Consider the following 24,353-nt stretch of genomic DNA (forward strand, 5'->3'; position numbering starts at 1 on the left):
TGGACCCGGTGTGGTGTGTTGGAGAAGCTGTCGAGCTGGGCGCACCGATGCGCCCAACCCCCGGGACGGGTCGCCGGATAGGCGGGGCGCGGCGCGAACCGGCCCGGCCCCGCATCGGGACCGGGCCGAGCTCTCGCTGCCGCTACGCCGATGCGGCAGGAGTCCTGGGCTGGCCACCGACCGGGGCGGAAACCAGCGGCACCGTCACGCTCACCACGGTGTCGTCGCGCTCGGGCGCCGGGAAGCGGCGGCCCAGGCGGCGCAGCGTGGCCAGCATCGCGGTGTTGTCGGCGTGCGTGTGCGCCACCAGCGCCGCGTATCCGGCCCGCTCGCCATGTGCCACCAGGCGCCGCAGCAGGGCGGTGCCGATGCCTCGGCGCTGCCAGGCGTCTTCGACCAGGAGCGCCACCTCTCCGATCGCGCCCTCGGCCACCAGCGTCGCGGTCGCCGCCACGCGGTCGTCGGGGGCGAGCGCCACCAGCGTCACGCCCCGCGCGGGATCGAGCAGCCGCTCGATGCGGGCGGCGGACGGAGTGGCCGAGCCGGTCAGGTAGCGGCGGTAGCGGGTCAGCGGCGTGCACCGGTCGTGCATGGCGGTCACCGGGGCGAGGTCGTCGCGCACCGCCGGGCGTACCCGGATCTCGGCTCCGTCGGGAAGGACCAGCGTGACCTGGTCGGCGGCCTGGCGCACGACGGCGGCCGCGAGGTCGACCAGGGCCTGGGCCCGCGCGTACTCCGCGGGAGTGAACGCGGGCGCGGGGCGGCTGACGTGGTAGGTGCCGCCGGTCGGGTCGACCAGCCGCATGGCGCCCCGGTTTGCGCCGTATCGATCCTGGCCGGGCGCCGGCCGCCAGATCACCGCGTCGGCGCCGAGCAGTGCGGAGAGGGCGTCGCCGAGCGAGTCGGGGTCGCGCACGAGGCGGCTCGCCAGCGCCAGCGTGCGGGTCGGCCAATCGGCCAGCTCGCGGGCCTCGGTGCGGCTGGTCCAGGCGTCCCGCCCGCGCCCCTTCTCCACCGCGGCGAGCAGGTCCTCCTCGGTCAGCGCGTCGGGCGCGTCGACCAGGAAGTCGTCAACCGCGCCCGCCTCGGTGGTGTGCACCTGCACCGCCAGGATGTTGACCGACTTGAGCGCCAAGCTGGCGGTCAGCACCGACAGATAGCCCGGCCGATCGTCAACGGTCGCCCTGATCCGCCACAGACCCATCGCGAACCCCTCTCAGTCCCCCTCGAGCCTTTCAACCTCCCCCAAGGGCACAGGCGCCGCGCGGACGGGATCGAAGGCCCGAAGTCAAGCCTGCACGGCCGCTGTTTCTCTGACGTTACTCAACTGTGATTACTCATGATCGGGAAATTGCGGATGGCGCGGTCACCAGGTCGAGCCGGTCGCCGAGGATGACCGCCGCGGCCCGCACGAGCTGCGCGATCCGGTCGACCTCGGTCACGTGGAACGCGGCCGCGGGCAGCCCTTCCGCCTCCCCGCGAGCCACCATCAGCACCAGCCCAGCGCGACCGAACGGGGCGACCGCGAAGCGCGTCTTGTCGGGGCCGGCGAGCGCCCGCGCGCGCAGTGGCGTCACCTCGGGCAGCACCAGGGGATCGGGGGCGCGCCAGCTCGCGTACGCCACGGCGGGCTCGCCGCCGGAGAGACCCGGCCCGTCGCCGGCGAACGCGCGCGGCGCCGATCCGCTGCGGGCCGCCCAGTCGGCCGGCACCACGGCGGCGACCGCCCAGTTGGCGGCGAGCAGCCCGGGCACCGCGTCGACCAGCGTGGCGAGCCCGTCGGTCGGGTTGGCCGCGACCTGGGCGAGCAGCTCGGCGTCATGCCCGCCGGAGACGGGCGCGCCGATCGCCCGCCACACGCCGTCGACCTGCACGCCGGGGATGGCCGCCAGCCCGGCCCGCAGCCGCTCGACCCGGGACGCGCCCGGCCACACCACGGTGAAGTCGTCGACGGCCCGACCGCCCAGCCGCTCCAGGACCACCACCTGGACGATGTCGGCACCGGCGACGCCGAGAGTGCGCGCCACCTGCCCCAACGCCCCGGGTCGGTCCGGCAGGGTCACCCGAACCCGCAACAACATGACAGCCTCCTGTCGGTGGACCGGCACGAGCGAGCGCCGGCTTCCCCACAGGTTGCCTGATGACCATTTCGTCCCTGTTGCTGCGCCATGTCCCCGGCGGGAAAACCGCCCCTCACCTGGCGTCAAGCAGAGGCGCGTTGCACCATGTGCGTATTGAGGAGCACGTACGGCTCCTCCAGCTCGTCTCGCCGGATCAGCGCGAGCAGCAGGTAGGCCATCTGCCGGCCCATCTCCTCCACCGGCTGGTAGACGGTGGTCAGCGGCGGGTCGGCCTGGCGCGCGATCTCCGCGTCTTCGAAGCCGACCACCGCAACGTCTTCCGGCACGCGCCGGCCGGCCTCGCGCAGCGCCCGCAGCGCGCCGCTCGCCATGAGGTCGGAGGCGACGAACACCGCGTCGAGATCGGGCGAGACCTCCAGCAGCCGGCGCATGGCCGCCGTGCCGCTGGCCTCGCTGAAGTCTCCGTACGCGATCAGATCCTCGGTCACCGTGCCGCCGTGGTCGAGGATCGCCTGCTTGTAGCCGGCGAGGCGGGTGATGCCCACGCCCATGTCCTGCGTGCCGGCGATGGTGGCGACCCGCCGCCGCCCCCGTCCGATCAGGAACTCCACGGCCTGCCGGGCTCCCCCGGCGTTGTCGACGTCGACGAAGTTGGCCGCCTGCGCCCCCGGCTGGAGCATGCGGGCCGGCCGGCCGCCGAGCACGGTCGGCAGCCCGCGCTGCTCCAGCAGCGTGGGGAGCGGGTCGGCGTCGTGCAGCGAGAGCAGGAGTACGCCGTCGACGTGCTGGTTGGTCAGGTGGTGCTCGACCTTCTCCCGCTCGGCCGGCGACTGGGCCAGCGCGAGCCAGAGCTGCATCGGCGTGTCGAGCAGGCCGGAGTGGATCCCCCGGACGATGCCGGCGAAGAACGGCTCACCGAAGAGCCGCTCCCCGGACTCGGAGATCACCAGCGCGACCGAGTCGGTCCGCTGGGTGACGAGGGCCCGGGCCGCCCGGTTGGGGACGTACCCGAGCTCCTCGATCGCCTGCTGCACCGCGGCCCGCGCCTCGGGGCTGACCTGCGGAGAGCCGTTGACGACACGGGACACGGTGCCTCGGCCGACCCCGGCGCGGGCGGCGACCGCGTCCAGGGTCGGACGGCCGAGCGACCGGGTGCGCTGCGTAGTCATCGTCTGCTCCTCGGACGGCGGGCGTGCCCTGACAGTTGGCTGACCAGCCTATTGTGCGCGTTCCTGCCTTTCCGAGCCGCTGTGGCTCAGGCCATTACGGCGTATCACCTCGGCGTACCACTTCGCACTGGACTTCGGAATCCGCACCTGAGTGTCATAGTCCACGTAGATCATGCCGAAGCGCTTCGAATAGCCCCATGCCCATTCGAAGTTGTCCATTAGCGACCAAGCGAAGTAGCCGCGCAGTGGCACGCCCGCCTCGATCGCCTCGGCGCACGCACGCAGGTGGGCATCGAAGTATGCCACTCGATCGGGGTCGTCCACCGCCCCGTCCACCACCTTGTCGACGAAAGCCGACCCGTTTTCGGTGATGTAGATCGGAATCGCGGGGTACTCCCGGTGCACGCGTTCGAGCACCTCGACCAGGCCGGGCGCGTCGATTTCCCAGTTCATGTCGGTCACCGGCAGGCCCCGGTCGCCGAAGCGCACGGTCTCGCTGCCCGGCCAGTTGGAGGGCGCCCGCCAGTACGGCTCGGTCGGCTCGCCGTCCGGCCCGGCCACGACGTACCGGCTGTAGTAGTTGATCCCCAGCACCGAGAGCGGCGTCGAGATGACCTCCATGTCGCCCTCGCGCACGAACCCGAAATCGGTGACCTCGCGGACGTCCTCGACCACGTCGGCCGGGTACTGCCCGCGGAGCACCGGGTCCAGGAAGATCCGGTTGGCCAGGCCGTCGATCCGGCGGGCGGCGTCGACGTCGGCGGGAGAGTCGGTCTGCGGGGAGACCGCGTACAGGTTGACCGTGATGCCCAGGTTGTGGTCGGGCTGGGCGGCCCGCATCGCCTGGACCGCCAGCCCGTGCCCGAGCATCAGGTGGTGCGCCGCCCGCAGCGCGTCGGCGCCGTCGCTACGGCCCGGGGCGTGCGCGCCCGAGCCGTACCCCAGGAACGCCGAGCACCACGGCTCGTTGAGCGTGGTCCAGTGGCGCACGCGGTCGCCGAGCGCGCGGTGGGCCAGCTCGGCGTACTCGGCGAACCGGCTGGCGGTGTCGCGCGCCGGCCAGCCGCCGGCGTCTTCCAGGGCCTGCGGCAGGTCCCAGTGGTAGAGCGTTACCCACGGCTCGATGCCGTGGCCCAGCAGGTCGTCGACCAGCCGACGGTAGAAGTCGAGCCCTTCCTGGTTGGCCGGGCCGCGACCGTCGGGCTGGATCCGTGGCCAGGCGAGGGAGAACCGGTAGGAGCGCAGCCCCAGCCCGGCCATCAACTTCACGTCTTCGGACGAGCGGTGGAAGTGGTCGCACGCCACGTCGCCGGTGTCGCCCCCCTTCACCTTCCCGGGGGTCCGGCTGAACGTGTCCCAGATAGACGGCGTCCGGCCGCCCTCGGTGGCGCCTCCCTCGATCTGGTAGGCGGCGGTGGCCGCGCCCCAGAGGAAGTCCGGCGGGAAGGCCACCACGTGGCCGTTGGGGCTTGTCACGCTTTGACTGCACCTTCCATGATGCCGCCGATGATCTGGCGGCCGAACAGGATGAACACCACGATCAGTGGCACGGTGCCGACCGCCGTCGCGGCGAACACCATCGAGTAGTCCGTGTAGTAGGCGTACGAGAGGGTGGAGAGCGACACCTGGAGCGTCGGGTTCTCCGGCGTGAGGATCGCGAACGGCCACACGAACTCGTTCCACGTCTGCATGAACGTGAGCAGGCCGAGCACGGCCGCGGCCGGGCGGAGCGCGGGCAGCACGACGTTCCAGTAGATGCGCCAGGTCGAGCAGCCGTCGATGCGGGCCGCCTCGATCAGCTCGTCGGAGACCGCGGAGCTGGCGTACTGGCGCATCATGAACACGCCGAACGCGCTGGCCAGGAACGGCACGGTGACCGCCAGCAGCGAGTCGTACCAGCCGATGTCCTGCATCAGGCCCCAGAGCGGGATGATGCCGAGCTGCGTGGGCACCATCATCGTGGCGACGATCGCGAGCATCAGGCCGTTTCGCCCGCGGAACTTGAGCTTGGCGAAGGCGAAGCCGGCCAGCGACCCGGTCAGGACCACCGAGATGGTCACCACGCTGGAGACGATCACCGAGTTGACGATGCCCTGCATCAGGTTGGCCGTCTCGTTGTCGAGCGCGCGGCCGATGTTGTCGCCGAAAAGGCTGGACGGGCTGAACGGCGGCGGCGTGTCGTTGATCGCGTCGTTGCTGCGGGTCGCGATCACGAACATGTAGTAGAGCGGGTAGAGCGAGCTGAGCACACCCAGGATCAGCGCGATGTAGGTGAGCGGGCTGGTACGCCAGAGCCGCTTCGACCCGGTGGTCAAGGTGGTCATCGGGTCTCCCTCACTTCACCGAACGGCGGGTGATCACGAAGTTGAGCACGGACACGACGACGATCATCAGGAACAGCGCCCACGCCACCGCCGCGCCGTAGCCGGCCTTGCTGAGGTTGTGGATGCTGTTCTCGAACATGTACATCTGCACGGTCTGGAACTCGCGCTGCGTGCCACCGATGATGTTGCCGTTGTTGAAGACGAGGGGCTCGACGAAGAGCTGGAGACCGCCGATGGTCGACAGGATCACCACGAAGACGAACGTGGGGCGCAGCATCGGCAGCGTGACGGTCCAGAACTGCCGCCATGGGCTGGCGCCGTCCATCGCGGCCGCCTCGTAGAGGTCGCGCGGGATCGCCTGCATGCCGGCGAGCAGGATGAGCGTGTTGTAGCCGGTCCAGCGCCAGTCGACCATCGCGGAGATCGCGATCCAGGAGGTCCACCACTCGCGCCGCCAGTCGATCGCCTCCACGCCGAAGAGGCTGAGCCCCCAGTTGACGACGCCGAAGTCGCGCTGGAAGAGCATGCCGAACACGATCGCTACGGCCGCGACCGAGACGACGTTGGGGACGAAGATGGCCATCCGGAAGAACGTCTTCGCCCTCAGCAGCGGGCGGTTGAGCAGGTTGGCCATGAAGAGCGCGAGTGCCAGCTGGGGCACGGTGGCCAGCACGAACATGCCGAACGTGTTTCTGACCGCGTTCCAGAAGTAGTCGTCGCCGAGCAGCGCGGCGTAGTTGTCGAGGCCGATGAACGTGTTTTCGCCGACCAGGTCCCAGTCGTGCAGCGACATCCACAGTGTCCACAGCATCGGGTACAGACCGAAGATGCCGAAGAGCACGAAGAACGGTGCGACGTAGAGGTACGGCGAGTACTTCATGTCCAGCCGGGTGAAGCGCGAGTACGCGCGGCGCCGGCGGGGCTGGGCGTGCTTGGATGGCGCGCCACGGGAGGGCGGTGCCTGGGTGACCGAAGCGCTCACGGTCGTCCTCGCTTCGCTTCGGGCGCCCGCGAGGCTCCATTCGCACTCTGTTTGATGATTCGCTCGCTGGGCTCGCTCATGGCATGTCCTTCTCGGGTGCGGCCGGCGGTAGGGCGAGAGATTGCGGACGGGGCTCGGTGGCGCCCGGGTGATCCCCGGACGCCACCGAGACCGTTATCGAGACGGGCTGGCTACCGATACCGGCAGAATCAGAAGGCGCCCTGCGTAGCGGCGTCCTTGGTGAACTGCTCCCAGGCCTCCGTCTTGTTGGCCTGACCCGATTCGTACGCCCGCAGCGCCGGCTCGAGCGCGTTCTCCTTCACCGCCTGGTGCTTCGGACCGAGGTGGGTCGGCACGATCTTCTGCACACCGTCGCCGAAGATCTTGCCGGTCGGCGCGTCGCTGAAGTACTTGTTCGTGAAGGAGGTGAAGGCCGCGTCCTCCAGCGCCTTCAGGTTGGTCGGCAGCGGGCCGCTCTTCTTGAACGCGGCGACCTGGCCGGCCGTGTTGGTCAGGAAGTCGATGAGCTTCGCGGCCTCCGCGTGGTACTTGCTCTGCGTCGGCACGCCCAGCCACGAACCGCCCCAGTTACCGGCGCCACCGGGCACCGCGGCGAGGTCCCACTTGCCCGCGTTCTCCGGACCGGAGTTGCTCTCGACGATGCCGAGCATCCACGAGGGGCAGGCGTTGACGGCGAAGGTGCCCTGCTTGAAGCCGGCGTTCCACTCCGGCGACCAGGTCGTGATCTTGGCCGAGATGCCGGCGTCCGCGATCGCGATCGCCTGGTCCCACGCCGCCTTCACCGCGGGGCTGGTGTCGGCGATGAGCTTGTCTTCCTTGTCGTAGAACAGGTCGGCGCCGTTCTGCTGGAACATCACCGCGTTGACGGCGGTGGTCACCGAGTCGACGAAGCCCTTGCCGGTCTTCGCCTTGTAGTTCTTACCGGTCTCGATGAACTTGTCCCACGTCGGCCAGAGCGCGCTGACCTCGTCGCGGTTGGTGGGCAGGCCCGCCGCCTCGAAGAGGTCGGTGCGGTAGCAGAGGCCCAGGCCGCCCACGTCGGTGGGCAGACCCATCAGGCGGCCGTCCGGCGCCTTGCCGAGCTCGTACTTCCAGGACAGGTAGTCCTTGCTCTTGTCGCCGACCAGCGGGGCCAGGTCGACCCAGTTGCCCGGGTTGAGCTTGAACTCGTTGAGGATGCCCTCTTCCAGCATGATCACGTCGGCCGCGCCCTTGCCGGTGGCGAGCGAGCGGACGACACGCGGCCGGAACTCGTTCAGCTGGGCCACCTTGCGCAGCTCGATCTTGATGCCGGTCTGCTGCTCGTATTGCTTGACCAGGTCCTCGTATCCGGCCTCGCCGAAGGTGTCGACCACAAGCTTCTCTGGCTTGGCGCCAGTGTCGCCGCCCTCGTTGTCCTCGCCGCACGCCGTCGCCGCGGCGAGAACCGCGACCGAGGCGAGCGCGACCGCCGCGTACCGCCGGCGGCGCGTCGAAACGCTCATCCCTGACCCCTCTCAGGTCTTGATGTGTGTGGTGGGGGTGTGCCCGGTGCACGCCACCGTCGGCGGACGCACGAAAACCGCTGCCCACGAACGCCCCGGAGGCGTGCCTGGCGCCACACGGTGCCCGGTGTGTGGCTCTCACCACACCCCGCCGGGAGCGCTCCCATGAGATTGCCGGCAGGTTTCTAGGGTGTCAAGACCCAACTGGGAGCGTTCCCATTTCGTTACTGACCGCAGTGGGGCGAACCACCACCAGCCGCGCGGAACGGTGTGTAGCCGGGCGAGATACCTCTACGCACAGCAGCGGGAGCGACCGTTTTGGCCGCTCCCGTGCTTTGCAAGCGCTTACGCCAAGCGGCGCAGAAGGGTCGTCGTGCGCTCCATCGGGAACACCTCCGGGTCGAAGGACCGGCCGATCCAGGCCGCCATCGCCTCGTGCTCGGGGTGGCGCGGGTCACCTGTCGCGGCCAGGAACCGCGCGTAGCCGAACGCGCCGCCGACATCTTCCGGCGGGCAGGCCCGCTCGCCACCCACGCACGCCGGGTATCGCTCGTCGGGCTCGGCGCCGAAGACGTCCTCGACGGTGATCTCGTGCTCCCACCAGTCGCCGAAGTCGTATGTGTAGAGGAACCGGCCGCCCTTCGCCGCCACCGCGTCCAGCCGCACGTCCAGCTCGTCGCGGAGGGCCAGCTCGCCGTCGGGGTCGGGCTCACCGTACTGAACACCGTCGATGTCAAAGGAATGCAGGTGGCAGTCTTGCCAACCCATCGCGAGCTGGACGACGCGATGCAGCCGGTCGAGCGTGTATCCGCCCGGCACGAGCACACGCCGCCACACCGGCGGGACGACGTCGGCCAGCGACACCTTCAGCTGGAAGATCTGGCGCGGCATGGTGGGCACTGTCCCCCGTTCTGACGTACGTCGTGCTGCCGTAGGGTTTCCACGTGATCTGCCAGGCGTGCCGATCGAGGCGACACGCTGCCTGCCGAGGTGGCAGTTGGTGTGACTGTCAGCACCGTACCCCGGCACCGACCCCACCGGTCACCGGTCCGGCGGGCGAATGAGCGCGTCTCTTGCACGGCTCGAGCCGGCCGCCACGCTCGACGACCGCGCGCTCACCGGCCTGTACCAGGTGGATGAGCCCGTCGTCCGGGTCAACTTCGTCACCAGTGTGGACGGTGCGGTGGAGCTCGACGGCTTCTCGGCGGGGCTGTCCGGCGTGCCCGACAAGAGGGTCTTCGCCCTGCTCCGCATGCTTTGCGACGCCCTGGTGGTCGGCGCCGGCACGCTGCGCCACGAGGGCTACCGGGCGCTGCGGCTCGACGCCGAGCGCCGGGCCTGGCGACGGGGGCAGGGCCTCGCCGAGTACCCCACGCTCGTGGTGGTATCCGGGTCGCTCGACCTCAACCCGGGGCAGGCGGCGTTCGCGGATGCCCCGGTTCGTCCGATCGTGCTGACCCACGGCCGCGCGCCCGTCGACCGGCGGCAGGCCCTCTCCGGTGTGGCCGACGTGTGGACCGCCGGCGACGACACGGTCGATCTCGCCGACGGGCTGGCCCGCCTCCGCGAGCGCGGGCTGCGCCACCTGCTCTGCGAGGGCGGCCCGCACCTCTTCGGCACGCTCACCGCCGCCGACCTTGTCGACGAGGTGTGCCTCACCCTCTCCCCCCTGGTCACCGGACCCGGCGCGGGGCGGATCACCGCCGGCCCGGCCAGCCCGCCCAAAGGCATGGCGCTGCGGCACGTACTGGAGGCGGAGGGGTCACTCTTCCTCAGATACACCCGTACGTGACCACATGACCACACGTTCTTGTGGATGAATCTGTGGATGACCACAAGTTCTTGTGGATATCGGTGAGTCCTCCGCGATGATGTCGGTCCGGTGGTGCACGATGAGGCCGTGGCAGATGAGACCGGTGAGGCGGTGGGGCGGGTCCTCGGCACGGCCGACGCCACTCCGCTGCAGTTCTGGACGGCAGTAGCGCCCGGCAGCTACCTCCAGCTCGACGACGTCGTGGTGACCAAGCGCGACTTGCCCGACCGCGAGCCGGTCACGATCGCCGGCGTCGTGACCCAGGTGCGGGCGCGGCACGAGGGCGCGCAGTTCGACTCCGACGTCTTCGCCATCGCCGACGGCACGCTCCCGGCGCTCGTGCAGGAGGCCGCCGAGATCACCACGACCCGGGTCGACCCGGAGCTGTACGTGCCGCCCGCCCCCGGCGCGCTCGTCCGGCGGGCCACCGGCGACCTCCGCGCCGCCGCGCTGCACTTCGACCGGATGGAAAAGCGGGTGCCGATGGGCACCGGCCGCGACGGGCTGCCCGCCTTCCTCAACGCCGACTTCCTCGACGGCAGCCGCGGCGCACACGTCTCCATCTCCGGCATCTCCGGCGTGGCGACCAAGACCAGCTTCGCCACCTTCCTGCTGTACTCGGTGTTCCGCTCCGGCGTGCTCGGCGGCGACGCGATCAACGCCAAGGCGTTGATCTTCAACGTCAAGGGCGAGGATCTGCTCTTCCTCGACCACCCCAACGCGCGGCTCGACGACGCCACCACCGCCCGCTACGCCGAGCTGGGGCTGCCCGCCACGCCCTTCCCGGACGTCCGGGTCTACGCGCCGCCGCGGGTCAACGACTCCTCCGGCACCCCCGACGTGAGCAGCCGCCTCGCCGGCGTCGACAGCTTCTACTGGACGCTCGCCGAGTTCTGCGAGCACCGGCTGCTGCCCTACGTCTTCGCCGACGCCGACGACGAGCGCCAGCAGTACACGATGGTCGTCCACGCGGTCACCGCCCACCTGGCCCGCCACGCCCAGCCCGCCGAGGGCGGAGTGAGCATCGACGGCGCCCGCCTGGGGTCCTACCCCGACCTGGTCGACTTCGTGGTGAGCCGGCTGACCGACGAGGAGACGCGGGGCACCTGGGCCGGGAGCGCGATCAACACCGGCACGGTCAACGCCTTCGCCCGGCGCCTGATCGCGAGCAAGAAGGACCTCGCCCGGCTGATCCGCGGCGACCTGGCGGCCCGCCGCCCGCACTCGATCAACACGGCGGAGAGCGCCCAGGTCACCGTCGTCGACCTGCACAACCTGCCCGACCGGGCGCAGCGCTTCGTGGTCGGCGTGACGCTCAAGACCGAGTTCGAGCGCAAGGAGAAGGCGGGCACGGCCAAGCCGCTGCTCTTCGTGGTGCTCGACGAGCTCAACAAGTACGCGCCGCGGGAGGGCTCCTCGCCGATCAAGGAGGTGCTGCTCGACATCGCCGAGCGGGGGCGCTCGCTCGGCGTGATCCTCGTCGGCGCGCAGCAGACCGCCAGCGAGGTGGAGCGGCGCATCGTCACCAACTCGGCGATCAAGGTCGTGGGCCGCCTCGACCCGGCCGAGGCATCCCGCCCGGAGTACGGCTTCCTGCCGCCCGCGCAGCGCCAGCGCGTGCTCCTGGCGAAGCCGGGCACGATGTTCGTCAGCCAGCCGGACATCCCGGTGCCGCTGTGCGTGGAGTTCCCGTTCCCCGCGTGGGCCACGCGCCCGTCCGAGGCCGGGCAGGCGCCCTCGGCCACGCTCCGCTCGATCGTCCAGTCCGCCGACCCGTTCGCGGTCGTCGGCGGCCGCGGCGAGGATGAGATCCCGTTCTGATGCCGCGTTCCGGCGGGGGCCCCACATGAAGATCCTGCACACGTCCGACTGGCACGTCGGGAAGGTCCTCAAGGGACAGTCCCGCGCCGAGGAGCACATCGCCGTGCTCGCCCAGGTGGTGGAGATCGCCCGGGCCGAGCGCCCCGACCTGGTGATCGTCGCCGGCGACATGTACGACACGGCCGCCCCCACACCGGAGGCGACCCGGCTGGTGACCCGGGCGCTCTCCGCCCTGCGCGGCACCGGAGCCGAGGTGGTCGCGATCGGCGGCAACCACGACAACGGGGCGGCGCTCGACGCGCTCCGCCCCTGGGCCGACGCGGCCGGTGTGGTGCTGCGCGGCACCGTGCGCGAGTCGGCGGCCGAGCACGTGATCGAGGGCCAGACCCCGGACGGCGAGCGGTGGCGGCTGGTCGCGCTGCCGTTCCTCTCCCAGCGGTACGCCGTGCGCGCCGCCGAGATGTACGAGCTGACCGCCGCCGAGGCGAGCCAGACCTACGCCGACCACATCGGACGGTTGCTGGGCGTGCTGTGCCAGGGCTTCGACGCACCGGGTCGCCGCGCGGGCGGAGCGGGCGCCGGCCAGCACAGCGCGGGCACCGTAAATCTCGTGACCGCCCACCTCACGGTCGTCGGCGCCACGATGGGCGGCGGCGAGCGGGAGGCGCACTCGGTGATGGGCTACGCCGTGCCGGCCACGGTCTTCCCGGGCAGCGCCCACTACGTCGCGCTCGGCCACCTGCACCGGGCCCAGCACGTGCCCGGCCCGTGCCCGGTGCGCTACTGCGGCAGCCCGCTCGCCATCGACTTCGGCGAAGGGGAAAACACGCCGTCGGTCGCGATCGTCGAGGTGACCGCGGAGAGCACGGCGAAGGTGCGCGACGTGCCGATCACCGCGGCGGTGCCGCTGCGCACCGTGCGCGGCTCGCTCGCCGAGCTGTCCACGATGGATGGCGACCAGCCGGGCTGGCTCCGCGTGTACGTACGCGAGGCGCCCCGGGCCGGCCTCCGCGAGGAGGTGCAGGCGCTGCTGCCGAAGGCGCTGGAGGTGCGGATCGACCCGGAGATGCTGCCCGACACCGGCGCGAGCGCCCGGGCCGCCCAGCGCGCCGGCCGCTCGCCGCGCGACCTCTTCGGCGACTACCTGGAGAGCCGGGGCCACGCCGACGAAGGCGTGCGGGAGCTGTTCGACACGCTGTACGAGGAGGTGTCGGGGCCGTGAGCGAGCGAGTTGAGCAAGCGCACGAGGCGGGCTCAGCATGAGGCCGCTGCGGCTGGACATGGCCGGGTTCACCGTCTTCCGCGACGAGACCACCATCGACTTCACCGACGTCGACTTCTTCGCGCTCACCGGCCCCACCGGCTCCGGCAAGTCGACGGTGCTCGACGCGATCTGCTTCGCGCTGTACGGGCAGGTGCCGCGCTGGGCCAGCAGCCGGGGCATCGTCAACGCGCTCGCCCCCTCGGCCACCGAGGCGCGGGTCCGGCTGGTCTTCGAGTCGGCCGGCGCGCGCTACGTCGCCACTCGCGTGGTGCGCCGCGACGGCAAGGGCCGGGTCTCCACCGGCGGGGCCGGGCTCCAGCTGATGCCGCGCGGCTTCGATCCGTCCAAGCTGGACACCGGGCTCACGCCGGAAGACCTCGGCGAGGTGCTCGCCGGCACGCCGGGCGAGATGGACGCCGCGGTGCTGGAGGCGGTCGGCCTGCCGTACGAGCAGTTCACCAGCTGCGTGGTGCTGCCGCAGGGGCAGTTCGCCGACTTCCTGCACGCCAAGCCCGCGGCCCGCCAGGAGATCCTGGTCAACCTGCTCGGGCTGCACGTCTACGAGGCGATCCAGAAGAAGGCGTCGGCCCGGGCGGTGCAGGCGGACGCCCAGCTCGCCGCCGTCGACCAGCTCCTCGGCGACCTCTCCGACGCCGACGACGAGTCGCTGGAGGCCACCGCCGCGCGGCTCGCCGCGATGCGGGAGCTGGCCACGGCGGTCGAGGCGGACGTACCCGCGCTGCGCGAGGCCGAGCAGGGCGCGGAGGACGCGGCGACCGCGCTGAAGGAACTGGGCGGCGAGATCGACGCCCTCGCCGCGATCCGCCCGCCGGACGACCACGCCGCTGTCGCCGAGGCGGTCGCCACCGCCCGCGCGACCGCCACCGAAGCCGCCGCCGCCGTCGCGGCCGCCGAGGAGAGCGAGGAGAAGGTACGCGGCCAGATCGCCGGCGCGCCCGACGTCGCCGCCCTCCGCCTGCTCCTGGAGGCGCACGCCGAGTACGACAAGCTGACCGGCCAGGCGCAGACGCTCGCCGAAGCGGTGCGGAGCGCGAAGAAGGAGCACGGCACCGCGGCCACGGCGCTCGACAAGGCCACCGCCGACGCCACGGCGGCCGCCCAGAAGCTGGAGGAGGCGCGCCGGGCGTACCAGGAGGCGCAGCACGCCGACCGGGCCGCCGCGCTCCGCGTACACCTGGCGGTCGGTGCGCCCTGCCCGGTCTGCGAGCAGCCGGTGACCACGGTGCCCGACGTGGCGGCGTCGGCCGTGGCCGCCGCGGAGGCGGCCGGCAAGGTCGCCCGCAAGGAGGCCGACAAGGCCACACAGCTCGTGGCGGAGCGCGACAAGGCGCTGCGCGAACTCGACCGCGTACTTGAGCGCGCGCGGGCCCAGCACGACCAGCTCACCGCCCGCCTCGCCGAGCTGGCGGCCCGCCTCGCCGACTCCCCCGGCCCGGTCGCGCTCGGCCGCGAGCTGGAGGCACGGGCGGTGCTGCAAGGACGGCTCGACGACGCCGCGGGGGCCGTACGCGCCGCGCGGGAGGCGCAGCGGCGGGCACAGAGCGGCGCCGACGCGGCCGACGAGCGGCTGAGGTCGGCGTGGCGCCGCTTCGACAAGGCGCGCGACGCGGTGGGGCGGCTCGGCCCACCGGCCGCCGACCGCGACGACCTGGTCGCCGCCTGGACCACGCTCGCCGAGTGGGCCGCCGCGCAGGGCGAGGAGCGGGCCGGCCGGCGTGACGACGCGGTCGCCCGGCTGGACGCCGCGCGGGCGGCGGTCACCGCGATCCAGGAGCGGCTGGCGACACTCTTCGTCTCCACCGAGCTGGCCGTCCCCGAGGCGGGCCTCGACGGCGCCGGGGCGAGCCGCGCGGTGGCCGTGGCGGTGGCCCGCGCCGAGGGCGCCCACCAGCGCGTCATCGAGCGCCGCGAGCAGGCCGAACGCCTCCGCGAGCAGCGCGTCGAGTACGAGCGCGAGGGCAACGTGGCCAAGACGCTCGCCGGCCACCTGCGGGCCAACAACTTCGAGCGGTGGCTGCTGGAGGAGGCACTCGACCTGCTCGTCGACGGCGCCTCCCGGATCCTGCGCGAGCTGTCCGGCGGGCAGTACGAGCTGGTGCACGACAAGGGCGAGTTCTACGTGGTCGACCACCACGACGCCGGGCTGCGGCGGGGCGTGCGCACGCTCTCTGGCGGCGAGACGTTCCAGGCGTCGCTGGCGCTCGCGCTGGCCCTCTCCGAGCAGCTCGCCGGCCTCTCCACCACGTCGGCGAGCCTGGAGTCGATCGTGCTGGACGAGGGCTTCGGCACGCTCGACGCGGCGACGCTCGACACGGTCGCGGCCACGCTGGAAGGGCTGGCCGCCCGCGGTGACCGGATGGTCGGTGTGGTGACCCACGTGCCGTCGCTGGCCGAGCGGGTCCCGGTCCGTTTCGAGGTGCGCAAGGACGCGCGTACGGCACGAGTGGAGCGGGTGGGGCTTTGAGTCGCCTCTTCATGGACAGGTGGGCAGCGTCATACGGCGCGTCCTTCGAGGGCGGAGACGGGCCGACGTCGCCCACCTCGGCTCGGGTCGAGACCCACCACGAAGTGCCCTCCGAGGAGTGGCATCCGATCGTGGCGGAGGATGGGGCCAAGGCGCCCGACGTGGTGTTGCTGGTCGACGGCGTGCAGCGAGTCGACGGCACGCTCTCCACCGAGGAGGACGACGGCACGTCCTTCCCCGGCCTGGCCGCCTCGTACGCGGCCGGCGTGGTGCGGTGTGATCTCGCACGGGGCGCCGCCGAGCTGGCCGGGTCCCAGGTGGCCCGAGCGCTCTTCACCGCCAGCCCATCGGTGGAGGATGTGCTCGCGGGACAAATCCGATACGCCGTGCACAAGGTGGAAGGTTCAGGTGAGCTGAGCAAGCTCCAAGCCTCCGTGCAGGCCCCGCTCACCGCGCTCGAAGTCGAGATCTCCGGCACCGCCCGCACCGACGGCGACCTGCTGGTGGTCGATGGCCCCCTGCGCGGCCGGAGGCACCTCCCCCGCACGATCGGCTATGTCAAGACGCAGCAGAGCCAGTACCTTCCGCCCGCGCTCGCGCTCGTGGTCACCTCGCTGATCCCCGGGCAGCGGTCGCCGATCTTCAAGCAGGGCACAGCCTGGGGCTGCTGGTCGTGGTACCTGCGGCTGCCCGGGGCGAGCGGCGCCCCCTGGTCCGGCATCGTGCGCGTGGAGTGCTCGCCCGACCTGCTCCTCGAACAGGCGAAGGAGCTGGCCGACCTGTCGCTGGTGACGCTCCCCCGCTTCGCGTCGACCGCGTACAAGGACCCCCGCGCGCCGCAGAACCTCATCCCGATCGCCGGGCTGGAGCGGCGGCTGCGCGGCCTGCTGGGCGACGCCCGCCTCCTGCACCGGGCACTGACCCTGGCGACGGCCCGCCTGAGCTAGAGCCTGTGCATACTGCTCTCGTGGCGGGAGGGCGGCGGGCAGCGGACCGGATTTCCGCGCGCGTCGACTCCGGCACCGCCGAGCTGGTCCCCGACCGCGACCGGGCGCGCGCCTTCACGCTCGTGCTCGGCGGGGCGCCCCAGTCGTACGTGGATCTCGACGACCCCACCTACCTCGAGTTCGAGTACATGCGGCGGATGGCGATGGCGGTCGACCTCGCCGCCCCGCCCGAGCGGCCGCTGGGCGTGCTGCACCTGGGCGGCGGCGGGCTCAGCCTCCCGCGGTACGTCGCCGCGACCCGCCCCGGGTCGACGCAACGGGTCGTGGAGGTCGACGGGGCGCTGGTCGAGTTCGTGCGGCGCGAGCTGCCGTGGCCGCGAGACCCGCGGCTGCGCGTACGGGTCGCCGACGCGCGGGCGGCGCTGGAGTCCTGCCGCGACGCGTCGTACGACCTGGTGGTGAGCGACGTCTTCGCCGGTGCCCGCACGCCCGCCCACCTGGCGTCGGTGCAGTTCGCCCGGCAGGTGGCCCGGGTCCTCGCCCCGGCGGGCACCTACCTGGTCAACGTCGCCGATGGGCCGCCGCTGGCGTACGCGAAGGGCCAGGTCGCGACCGTGCGGGCGGCGCTGGCGCACGCCTGCCTGATGGCCGACTCGACCGTGCTGCGCGGCCGCCGCTACGGCAACCTCGTCATCGTGGCCGGCCACGCCGAGCCGCCGATCCCGGCCCTGTCCCGGCGCGTGGCCGGCGACTGGTTTCCGGGGCGCGTGGTCTACGACGGCGAGCTCGAACGGTTCACCCACGGCGCCAAGGTGGTCGACGACGTCTCAGCACAGCCCTCGACGCCGCCGCCAGCGAGTTTCTGGAGTCATTGATCCGTACGCGGGCGTGATCCGTACACAAGCATGGTCCGGGTATCTCGGACCCGCGATGTATGGAGGTCACAGTCACATGCTGACGCCGCTGGACAGCCTATGTACGCGGTAGCCGCGGAATGGCGCGGTAGCCGCGCGAGAGACCGCGTGTCGGCCGTGCCGGCCCAGCGGTCAGCGAGTCGGTGGCAGGCTATCGACGGAGGTTCGGCCGCACGCCATGATGAGCGCGTGACGCCACGACCCGCACCCGGGCGCCACCAGGCCGGGTCTTCGACCCCGGACCATGACGACGCTCTGGTGCGCGAGCTGTACGAGGAGCACGCCGGTCCGCTCCTGATGTTCGTGCTCCGGCTCACCGGCGGCGACCGCCAGCGGGCCGAGGACATCGTGCAGGAGACGCTGCTGCGCGCCTGGCGCAACGCGCACCGCCTGGGCGCCCAGGGGCAGACGTCGCTGCGCCCATGGCTGGTCACGGTGGCCCGGCGGATCGCCATCGACGACCACCGCAGCGAAAACGCCCGCCCGCCGGAGACGTACGGCCGGGATCTGGAAAACTTCTCCGAGCCGGACGAGACCGAACGCGTGCTGCGCCTGATGACCGTCACCGACGCGCTGCGCACGCTCAGCCAGCCACACCGGGAGATCATCCTGGAGACGTACTTTCGGGGGAAGACCGTGCCGGAGGCAGCGGAGACGCTGGGCCTGCCCTTAGGGACGGCCAAGTCGCGGGTCTATTATGCGCTCCGTGCATTGCGGAGCGCGCTACAGCAGCGGGGCGTGACCGGATGAGCCGGGCAGCCCACTGGGATGTCGCCGCGTACGCGCTCGGCGTCCTCGACCCGCAGGAGGCGGAGCGGTTCGAGGAGCACCTCGCCGGCTGCTGGGCCTGCGCGGGCGAGCTCGAGTCCATGCTGCCTGTGGTAAACCTGCTGTCCGAGGTAGATGGCGAGAGCCTCATCACCGCCGAGCAGTCCCGCTCCGACGGCCGCCTGCTCGACCGCATGATCGTCGAGGTCGGTGCCCACCGGCGCCGGGCCCGGAGCCGCCAGCTGCTCGCGGTCGCCGCGGCGGTCGTGGTGCTCGCGACCACCACCGGGGTCTCCCTCCTCGCCGGCGGCCGCTGGCTGGGCAACGGCTCCACCCCGTCCGACGTGGTCGCGCAGGGCGGCGGCACCAGCGCCCCGCTCACCCCGTCGGTCCCCTCCGGCCAGGCCGGTCCCGGCATCGGCGGCCCTCAGGGGGTGGGCGAAGACGGCGAGCGGTTCGCCGCCACCGACGTGCAGACCGGCGTCGAGGCCACGCTGGTGCTGGAGACCAAGACCTGGGGCACGCAGGTGTCGTTCCAGCTGACCAAGCTGACCGGCCCACGCCAGTGCCGGCTGATGGTGCTCCGCGAAGACGGCACCAAGGAGGTGCTCAACAGCTGGTCGGTGCCGCCGCCCGGATACGGCACCAAGGAGGAGCCGGAGCCGCTGCTGCTCCAGACCAGCACCGCCACGCCGCGCAACGAGATCGACCGCATCCTGGTGCAGCAGGTCAGCAAGGACGGCGTCGTCGAGTCGCTCGTCGAGATGCCGGTTTAGAAGCGCGCCAAAAATTGACAGGGGCGCCGCCAGAAATGGCCGGCGCCCCTTTAGCTCCTCTTAAGGATCCGCTGGGTACACACCGCTTGCATACCTGCACACGTACGCGCCGAGGATCTGGTTCAAGGCGTAGCTGTGAAATTGTTTACGGTCGATAGTTCATCTCTTCGCCCCGCTCGTACGTACACAGTGGAGACAAGGCCCAAGTGGACATGTACAGGGAGGGCAAGTGATACCGGGAAAGCGAACCGCTCTCTTGGCAGGCGCTCTGGCGGGGGTCGCGCTCGCCCTGCAAGGTTGTGCTCCGGCTGGTTACAACCAGGACGGCGACCAGGTCTCGGTGGCCAACGAAGCGGCCGCGGCGGCGGAGACGACCCCCACGCCCGATGCCAGTGAAGGGGCCGAGGAGACCGCCGACGAGCCCAAGAAGGACGTACCGATCACGACCAAGCTGACGGCGAAGAACCTCCCCCGGATGGGCCAGGCGGTCGTCGACCAGGAAGGCTGGATCCTGTACCGGTTCGACAAGGACACGGCGAACCCGCCGACCAGCAACTGTGTCGACAAGTGCGAGCAGGTGTGGCCGCCGGCGTACACGGAGAACGGCAAGCCCGACCTCTCCGGCGTCGACGAGAGCAAGGTCGGCGTGATCACCCGCGAGGACGGCACCAAGCAGCTGACGCTGGACGGCTGGGCCCTGTACCGCTACATCGGCGACAAGAAGCCCGGCCAGTGGAAGGGCCAGGGCGTCGGTGGCACGTGGTTCGTCATCGCGGCCGACGGCAAGCGGAACGTGAGCTGCCTGCCCACCTTCACCCCCAAGCCGGTCGAGCCGCCGGCCGAGGACGCCGCCGACAAGGGCGACGGCGGCGACTCCGAGACCTACAACTACTGAGGTATCCACATCCGCGGACACAGCGGCCGGTCGCAGCCATCGAGGCGTGGCCGGCCGCCGTCGTCCGCGCCGATGGTGGGCGTCAAGGCTTCGCGCGCGGTGACGTCACGGCTTCGCACGCGGTGACGTCACGGCTTCGCACGCGATGGCGTCACGGCTTCGCACGCGGTGACGTCACGGCTTCGCGGCCGATGCGACCAGCAAGTATCGTGCGACCACGATGAATGCCAGAGGCGACCACGATCTGGCACCACGCGACTACTTTGACGCGCACTTCGAACCGCCAGCATCGGCCGAAAGTACGATGCCTCGACGACGAGCGGGAACGACATAAGTTCGCTTTAAATGTCACGTAAGAACTCCCTATTTCCAGTCGTCCCAGATTGACGATTCCTGGTGCCGGCAATACCGTTTCTTCCAGCTTCTACGTGGGAGGTTTGAGATGTTCTCGGGACGACTTGCGGCACCCGGATCGCGCCGGGCGGCAGCCGTCCTCGCCGGCCTGGTCATCGGCACCGTCGGCACCTTCGCGATGCCGATGGCAGCCGCCCAGGCCGCCCCGGACACGCCCCTCACCGCCGCCGACAAGAACCTGCTGTCGGCCGTGCGGCTCGCCGGCCTCTGGGAGATGCCCGCCGGCAACATGGCCGCCGAGAAGGGCGGCCGGGTTCGCGTTCGCCAGGTGGGTGCTGAGATCTCCAAGCAGCACGCCGAGCTCGACCGCCTGGTGGTGGAAGCGGCGAACAAGCTCAACTACCGGCTTCCCGACGAGCCCAACGCGGACCAGCAGAAGTGGCTGGCCGAGATGGAGGAGGCGCGGGCCGGTGCCGACTTCGACCAGGTCTTCGTCGACCGGCTCCGCGCCGCGCACGGCAAGGTCTTCCCGGTCATCGCTGGCGTGCGCACCGGCACACGCAACGACATCGTGCGCGAGCTGGCCCAGGACGCCAACGGCTTCGTGCTCAACCACCTGACCCTGCTGGAGAGCACCGGTCTGGTGAAGTACTCGGAGCTGCCCCTGCCGCCCGACCCGCCGCAGGCCAACAACGCCGCCGGCAACGGCATTCTGAACGGCGCCGAGGCGCGCGCCCAGATCGGCGGCGTCGACCCCGCGGTCATCTGGGTGGTCCTGCTCGCGGCGCTGATAGCCGGCGGCGCGACGACGTTCCGACTGTTCCGTTCAGGGAGGTAGGAGAAAGCTTTCCGGAGCGCAGCGCACCCGCCCCGGCCCGTGGATGTCGTGTCGGAGAGCCCACGACATCCACGCAGGTCGCGCAACCAGCCAGCGGGCGGTGGCGATCGGTTCCCCCAAACCGGCGCACCAAGGGAAGGCCCGGACAAACCCAGCGCGAAGGGAGTGGTCAGGGTACGACCACCGGGCCTGCGCACGACTCCGGAAAGGGCAAGCGCCGGGACACCCCGTCCGTGTCCCGGCGCTTCGCCGTCCGCAACACCTTAAGCCCCGGGCCCGTCTCACGAGGGGCACGCCCTCACCAGGCAGGCCCAGCCCATAGAGTGAGGCAGTGCATCGGGTCCTGACGCCGCCTGCGGGATACCACCTCGCCGGGTCGGTCGCGAAGCTCGCGATGGGGCGGCACGATCCCTGCGCCCGCTTCGTCGGTGACACATTCTGGTACGCGAGCCGCACGCCTGACGGTCCCGCCTCGCTCGCCCTGCACCGCGACGGCACCGACCTGGTCGCCACCGGCCACGGCCCCGGCGCGGGCTGGCTGCTCGACCGGACGCCGGCGATCGCCGGCCTGCACGACGATCTCACCGGATTCGCCGAGCTCGCCGCCGCCCACCCCGTCGTCGCCGAACTCGCCCGCGTGCACCGAGGCGTGCGGCTGCCGGCCACCGGGCAGATCTTTCCCCGGCTGCTGCGGGCCATCCTCGAACAGAAGGTCACCGGCAAGGAGGCCTACCGGGCGTACGCGGCGACCGTGCGCCACTTCGGCGAGTTCGCGCCCGGGCCGGTCGAGCGGCTGTACCTGCCGCCGGAGGCCGAGGCGGTCGCGGCGGCGCCGTACTGGGTGTTCCATCCGTTCGGGGTCGAGCAGCGGCGGGCCGACACACTGCGCCGGGGCGCCGCCGAGGCCGCCCGGCTCCAGCGCTGCGAAACGAGCGCCGAGGCGACGAAGCGACTCACCTCGATCCCGGGCATCGGGCCGTGGACCGCGGCGGAGGTCGTCCGCACCGTCTACGGCGACGCCGACGCGGTCAGTGTCGGCGATTACCACATTCCCAACACAGTGGCCTGGGCACTGGCCGGAGAAGCGCGCGCGGACGACGCCCGGATGCTCGAACTGCTGGCTCCGTTCATGGGACATCGGGGCCGAGTGTGCGTACTCTTGGAAAGCGCGGGAATTATGGCGCCGCGATTTGGCCCGCGGATGCCAATCCGTTCTTTCGCCCAATTCTGACCACGCTCCGTCAGCGACCGGCAACGGGGCGGCTACACGGCAGCTCACCGGCCCTGACCTGCGACTTTGAAAAAGTTCCAAGATCGTTGAACCGCCCACATCATCCGTTCGGTGGATACGTGCGCGTTCAGGCCGCCACCATAAATCTCAATTAAGGAAAGCCGGGAAATCTTAATTCCTTCTTCGTCGCTTGACACTAATCGACGGCCGCTTTTAGGTTGGCTGGGCGGATAGACGTGGTGCGAACTCGTCGCGTATGGAAGTTCGGACGTGTATTCGGCACCCCGCACTGGACCACGTGCTAGAGGTAACCCCTCATGGGACGACGCCTGCCCACCGCGCCGCCCTCGACGAGAAGGAGAAGGTATCCCCACATGTACAGGTCGGCACAACGGCGCAGATCGACCACCAGCGGGCGTCGCAAGCGCATCATTGCCGTGCTTGCGACACTCGTGGTGTTCGGCGGCATCATCACCGTGACCCAGGTCTCCAACGCGGGTGACCGGCGCAACCGTGGCAACCAGCGTCCTCCGGCGACCGAGTGCCGGCCCGCTCCGAACGGCACCGCGCCCTCCGGGCAGCAGAACGTCACGGAGACCCGGCAGAACGGCCGGACGGTCCGCAACTACTGGGGTGACGGGCAGGCGTGCACCACCACCGCGCCGACGCCCACGACGAGCACGTCCGGTCAGCCCAACCAGCCGGTGACCGGCTCGCCCACGACGCCGCCACCACCGCTGGAGATCGGCCCGGACGAGTGCTCCGAAGGCAACGGCCTCCAACCGCACGACGGCTTCCAGAACGGCAACCGCTGCGTCGACACGCAGATGGGTGAGGTCGCCAACGCCGACCAGAACCCGACCCTGCTGATCACCGACGCGCCGCGGACCGTCCGCGTCAACCAGCCCTTCACCATCCGGGTCAGCACCCGCAACCTGATCCGTGACCGGTTCCTGCCGGCCGGCCAGGGCGGCTACTACGTGGAAATGTCCATCCTCAACGCCCAGAACCTGGTCCGCGGACACTTCCACAGCGCCTGCCGCCAGCTCAACAACGCCAACGCCGCCCCCGATCCCGCACCGGCACCGGCGTTCTTCGTCGCCACCGAGGACAACGGCGGCTCCGCCGCACCGGACGTCATCGAGATCCGCGTACCGGGCCTGCCCAACCGGGGCACCTTCCAGTGCGCCTCCTGGGCCGGTGACGCCTCGCACCGAATCCCGCTGATGCAGCGGGCGAACCAGATCCCCGCGTTCGACTCGGTTCGCGTGACCGTCCGATAGCGACAGAGCGGCGATCCACATGCGACAGTCAAGGGGGCACGGGCCAGCCAGGCCGTGCCCCCTTGCCCCATAAGGGAAGCAGCGAGAGCAGCAAGGTAAGGAGCCGTCCATGTTCCGCAACCGGCGTACGGCAGTCGTGGCGCTCGGCGCCGCCGTCTTCGGTGCCCTCGCGCTCGCGTCGCCGGCCTCAGCCGACGTGACCGCGAACCCGGCCGAGGCCACGCGAGGGGACGGCGCCAAGGTGACCTTCCGGGTCACCGAGGACCGCCCCGGGGCGCACACCATCAAGGTTCAGCTGATCGCCCCGGTGGACAACCCGATCGGCGAGATCTACCCCATGTCCCAGGACGACTGGGCGCCGGCCACCGAGACCCGCAGGCTCGACGAGGCGGTCGCTGGGCTGCACGGCATGCCGGTCACCGAGGCCGCGGCCTCGATCACGTGGACGCGGGTCACCCCGCCGCCGGCGACACCGGAGGCGGCCGAGCTGACCGTCTCCATGGGACCGATGCCGACCGAGGGCGACCAGCTCGTGTTCGTGCTCGTGCAGACGTACTCCGACGGTACCGTGGTCCGCTGGGCCGACCCGGCCGGCGGCGCCCACCCCGCCGTGGCCGTGAAGCTGGTCGGCCAGGCCGCCCCGGGCGGCGGCCACCACGGCGGCCAGCGGCAGGCGCCCCCGCCTGCGGCCGCCGCACCGGACACGGTGGACGAGGGCGGCTCCACCTACGGGATCCTCGCCGCCGGGCTCGTCGCCGGACTTGGGCTCGGGGTACTCGGTGGCTGGCTGATCCTGCGCAGCCGCCGCACCGCCTCCCCCGCCGCGACCGTCGAGGCGCCGGAACGGGAGAAGGTCGGCGCCGGCGCCAGCTGATCCGCCGGCGACACACGCACTTTCCGGAG

General features: G+C 71.2%; 21 protein-coding genes. 13 read left to right on the forward strand and 8 right to left on the reverse strand.

Annotation, left to right across the window (positions count from 1 at the left end; all coding sequences use genetic code 11):
• Nucleotides 1-142: 142 nt before the first annotated feature.
• The 8 genes from ACFFIA_RS25560 to ACFFIA_RS25595 form a co-directional block, all read right to left on the reverse strand.
• Nucleotides 143-1,204 carry a GNAT family N-acetyltransferase gene (locus ACFFIA_RS25560; protein ID WP_377254692.1) on the reverse strand — a complete coding sequence of 354 codons (1,062 nt, stop codon included), beginning with the start codon at nucleotides 1,202-1,204 and terminating at the stop codon, nucleotides 143-145.
• Nucleotides 1,205-1,337: 133 nt separating this feature from the next.
• Nucleotides 1,338-2,081, reverse strand: a complete 744-nt coding sequence (locus ACFFIA_RS25565) for an ACT domain-containing protein (protein WP_377254694.1) — start codon at nucleotides 2,079-2,081, stop codon at nucleotides 1,338-1,340.
• 122 nt (nucleotides 2,082-2,203) lie between these two features.
• A complete protein-coding gene (locus ACFFIA_RS25570; RefSeq protein WP_377254696.1) occupies nucleotides 2,204-3,250 on the reverse strand; it encodes a LacI family DNA-binding transcriptional regulator in 1,047 nt (348 codons plus the stop codon).
• A gap of 48 nt (nucleotides 3,251-3,298) precedes the next feature.
• A complete protein-coding gene (locus ACFFIA_RS25575) occupies nucleotides 3,299-4,726 on the reverse strand; it encodes a GH1 family beta-glucosidase (RefSeq protein WP_377254699.1) in 1,428 nt (475 codons plus the stop codon).
• Nucleotides 4,723-5,574 (reverse strand): carbohydrate ABC transporter permease, encoded by an 852-nt coding sequence (locus tag ACFFIA_RS25580; protein WP_377254702.1) that lies wholly within the window; start codon nucleotides 5,572-5,574, stop codon nucleotides 4,723-4,725. Before ACFFIA_RS25580 ends, ACFFIA_RS25575 begins: the two co-directional genes overlap by 4 nt.
• A gap of 10 nt (nucleotides 5,575-5,584) precedes the next feature.
• Complete coding sequence (locus ACFFIA_RS25585) at nucleotides 5,585-6,556, reverse strand: carbohydrate ABC transporter permease (protein WP_377254705.1); 972 nt, start codon at nucleotides 6,554-6,556, stop codon at nucleotides 5,585-5,587.
• A gap of 209 nt (nucleotides 6,557-6,765) precedes the next feature.
• Nucleotides 6,766-8,061, reverse strand: a complete 1,296-nt coding sequence (locus ACFFIA_RS25590; RefSeq protein ID WP_377254708.1) for an ABC transporter substrate-binding protein — start codon at nucleotides 8,059-8,061, stop codon at nucleotides 6,766-6,768.
• 345 nt (nucleotides 8,062-8,406) lie between these two features.
• On the reverse strand, nucleotides 8,407-8,952 hold the full coding sequence (locus ACFFIA_RS25595) for a plasmid pRiA4b ORF-3 family protein (protein WP_377254711.1): 546 nt from the start codon (nucleotides 8,950-8,952) through the stop codon (nucleotides 8,407-8,409).
• Between the two features lie 169 nt (nucleotides 8,953-9,121).
• On the opposite strand from ACFFIA_RS25595, the gene ACFFIA_RS25600 reads away from it, so the two are divergent.
• The 13 genes from ACFFIA_RS25600 to ACFFIA_RS25660 all read left to right on the forward strand — a co-directional run bounded on the left by ACFFIA_RS25600 (nucleotide 9,122) and on the right by ACFFIA_RS25660 (nucleotide 24,324).
• A complete protein-coding gene (locus ACFFIA_RS25600) occupies nucleotides 9,122-9,853 on the forward strand; it encodes a pyrimidine reductase family protein (RefSeq protein WP_377254714.1) in 732 nt (243 codons plus the stop codon).
• Nucleotides 9,854-9,946: 93 nt separating this feature from the next.
• Entirely contained in the window at nucleotides 9,947-11,695 is a 1,749-nt protein-coding gene (locus tag ACFFIA_RS25605) for an ATP-binding protein (RefSeq protein ID WP_377255283.1), read from the forward strand.
• A gap of 25 nt (nucleotides 11,696-11,720) precedes the next feature.
• On the forward strand, nucleotides 11,721-12,917 hold the full coding sequence (locus ACFFIA_RS25610; protein ID WP_377254716.1) for an exonuclease SbcCD subunit D: 1,197 nt from the start codon (nucleotides 11,721-11,723) through the stop codon (nucleotides 12,915-12,917).
• Between the two features lie 37 nt (nucleotides 12,918-12,954).
• Nucleotides 12,955-15,444, forward strand: coding sequence for an AAA family ATPase (locus tag ACFFIA_RS25615; RefSeq protein WP_377254719.1), 2,490 nt, complete (start codon nucleotides 12,955-12,957; stop codon nucleotides 15,442-15,444).
• Nucleotides 15,441-16,391 carry a hypothetical protein gene (locus tag ACFFIA_RS25620; RefSeq protein ID WP_377254721.1) on the forward strand — a complete coding sequence of 317 codons (951 nt, stop codon included), beginning with the start codon at nucleotides 15,441-15,443 and terminating at the stop codon, nucleotides 16,389-16,391. The genes ACFFIA_RS25615 and ACFFIA_RS25620 overlap by 4 nt, the downstream gene beginning before the upstream one ends.
• Nucleotides 16,392-16,411: 20 nt before the next feature.
• Nucleotides 16,412-17,266: a spermidine synthase gene (locus ACFFIA_RS25625; RefSeq protein WP_377254723.1), complete on the forward strand. Its 855-nt coding sequence runs from the start codon at nucleotides 16,412-16,414 to the stop codon at nucleotides 17,264-17,266.
• A gap of 99 nt (nucleotides 17,267-17,365) precedes the next feature.
• Nucleotides 17,366-18,055, forward strand: coding sequence for a sigma-70 family RNA polymerase sigma factor (locus ACFFIA_RS25630; RefSeq protein WP_377254726.1), 690 nt, complete (start codon nucleotides 17,366-17,368; stop codon nucleotides 18,053-18,055).
• The gene (locus ACFFIA_RS25635) at nucleotides 18,052-18,849 is read left to right on the forward strand and encodes an anti-sigma factor family protein (protein WP_377254729.1); all 798 of its coding nucleotides are present in this window, start codon (nucleotides 18,052-18,054) and stop codon (nucleotides 18,847-18,849) included. The genes ACFFIA_RS25630 and ACFFIA_RS25635 overlap by 4 nt, the downstream gene beginning before the upstream one ends.
• Nucleotides 18,850-19,105: 256 nt before the next feature.
• The gene (locus ACFFIA_RS25640) at nucleotides 19,106-19,744 is read left to right on the forward strand and encodes a COG4315 family predicted lipoprotein (protein ID WP_377254731.1); all 639 of its coding nucleotides are present in this window, start codon (nucleotides 19,106-19,108) and stop codon (nucleotides 19,742-19,744) included.
• A 442-nt stretch (nucleotides 19,745-20,186) separates the two neighbouring features.
• Entirely contained in the window at nucleotides 20,187-20,936 is a 750-nt protein-coding gene (locus tag ACFFIA_RS25645; RefSeq protein WP_377254734.1) for a DUF4142 domain-containing protein, read from the forward strand.
• Between the two features lie 331 nt (nucleotides 20,937-21,267).
• On the forward strand, nucleotides 21,268-22,167 hold the full coding sequence (locus ACFFIA_RS25650) for a DNA-3-methyladenine glycosylase family protein (protein ID WP_377254736.1): 900 nt from the start codon (nucleotides 21,268-21,270) through the stop codon (nucleotides 22,165-22,167).
• Between the two features lie 437 nt (nucleotides 22,168-22,604).
• Nucleotides 22,605-23,450 (forward strand): Pecanex-like protein 1, encoded by an 846-nt coding sequence (locus ACFFIA_RS25655; protein WP_377254738.1) that lies wholly within the window; start codon nucleotides 22,605-22,607, stop codon nucleotides 23,448-23,450.
• Nucleotides 23,451-23,559: 109 nt separating this feature from the next.
• On the forward strand, nucleotides 23,560-24,324 hold the full coding sequence (locus tag ACFFIA_RS25660) for a DUF1775 domain-containing protein (RefSeq protein ID WP_377254741.1): 765 nt from the start codon (nucleotides 23,560-23,562) through the stop codon (nucleotides 24,322-24,324).
• Nucleotides 24,325-24,353: the final 29 nt, after the last annotated feature.

The sequence above is a fragment of the Phytohabitans kaempferiae genome, from assembly GCF_042433955.1.
GTDB lineage: Bacteria > Actinomycetota > Actinomycetes > Mycobacteriales > Micromonosporaceae > Phytohabitans > Phytohabitans kaempferiae.

Excerpts from the sequence above, each read along its gene's own strand:
- ACFFIA_RS25560 (WP_377254692.1), bottom strand. The coding sequence starts at position 1,204 with ATGGGTCTGTGGCGGATCAGGGCGACCGTTGACGATCGGCCGGGCTAT.
- ACFFIA_RS25615 (WP_377254719.1), top strand. The coding sequence starts at position 12,955 with ATGAGGCCGCTGCGGCTGGACATGGCCGGGTTCACCGTCTTCCGCGAC.
- ACFFIA_RS25635 (WP_377254729.1), top strand. The coding sequence starts at position 18,052 with ATGAGCCGGGCAGCCCACTGGGATGTCGCCGCGTACGCGCTCGGCGTC.
- ACFFIA_RS25565 (WP_377254694.1), bottom strand. The coding sequence starts at position 2,081 with ATGTTGTTGCGGGTTCGGGTGACCCTGCCGGACCGACCCGGGGCGTTG.
- ACFFIA_RS25590 (WP_377254708.1), bottom strand. The coding sequence starts at position 8,061 with ATGAGCGTTTCGACGCGCCGCCGGCGGTACGCGGCGGTCGCGCTCGCC.
- ACFFIA_RS25580 (WP_377254702.1), bottom strand. The coding sequence starts at position 5,574 with ATGACCACCTTGACCACCGGGTCGAAGCGGCTCTGGCGTACCAGCCCG.
- ACFFIA_RS25595 (WP_377254711.1), bottom strand. The coding sequence starts at position 8,952 with ATGCCGCGCCAGATCTTCCAGCTGAAGGTGTCGCTGGCCGACGTCGTC.
- ACFFIA_RS25645 (WP_377254734.1), top strand. The coding sequence starts at position 20,187 with ATGTTCTCGGGACGACTTGCGGCACCCGGATCGCGCCGGGCGGCAGCC.
- ACFFIA_RS25600 (WP_377254714.1), top strand. The coding sequence starts at position 9,122 with ATGAGCGCGTCTCTTGCACGGCTCGAGCCGGCCGCCACGCTCGACGAC.
- ACFFIA_RS25610 (WP_377254716.1), top strand. The coding sequence starts at position 11,721 with ATGAAGATCCTGCACACGTCCGACTGGCACGTCGGGAAGGTCCTCAAG.
- ACFFIA_RS25630 (WP_377254726.1), top strand. The coding sequence starts at position 17,366 with ATGTACGCGGTAGCCGCGGAATGGCGCGGTAGCCGCGCGAGAGACCGC.
- ACFFIA_RS25570 (WP_377254696.1), bottom strand. The coding sequence starts at position 3,250 with ATGACTACGCAGCGCACCCGGTCGCTCGGCCGTCCGACCCTGGACGCG.
- ACFFIA_RS25660 (WP_377254741.1), top strand. The coding sequence starts at position 23,560 with ATGTTCCGCAACCGGCGTACGGCAGTCGTGGCGCTCGGCGCCGCCGTC.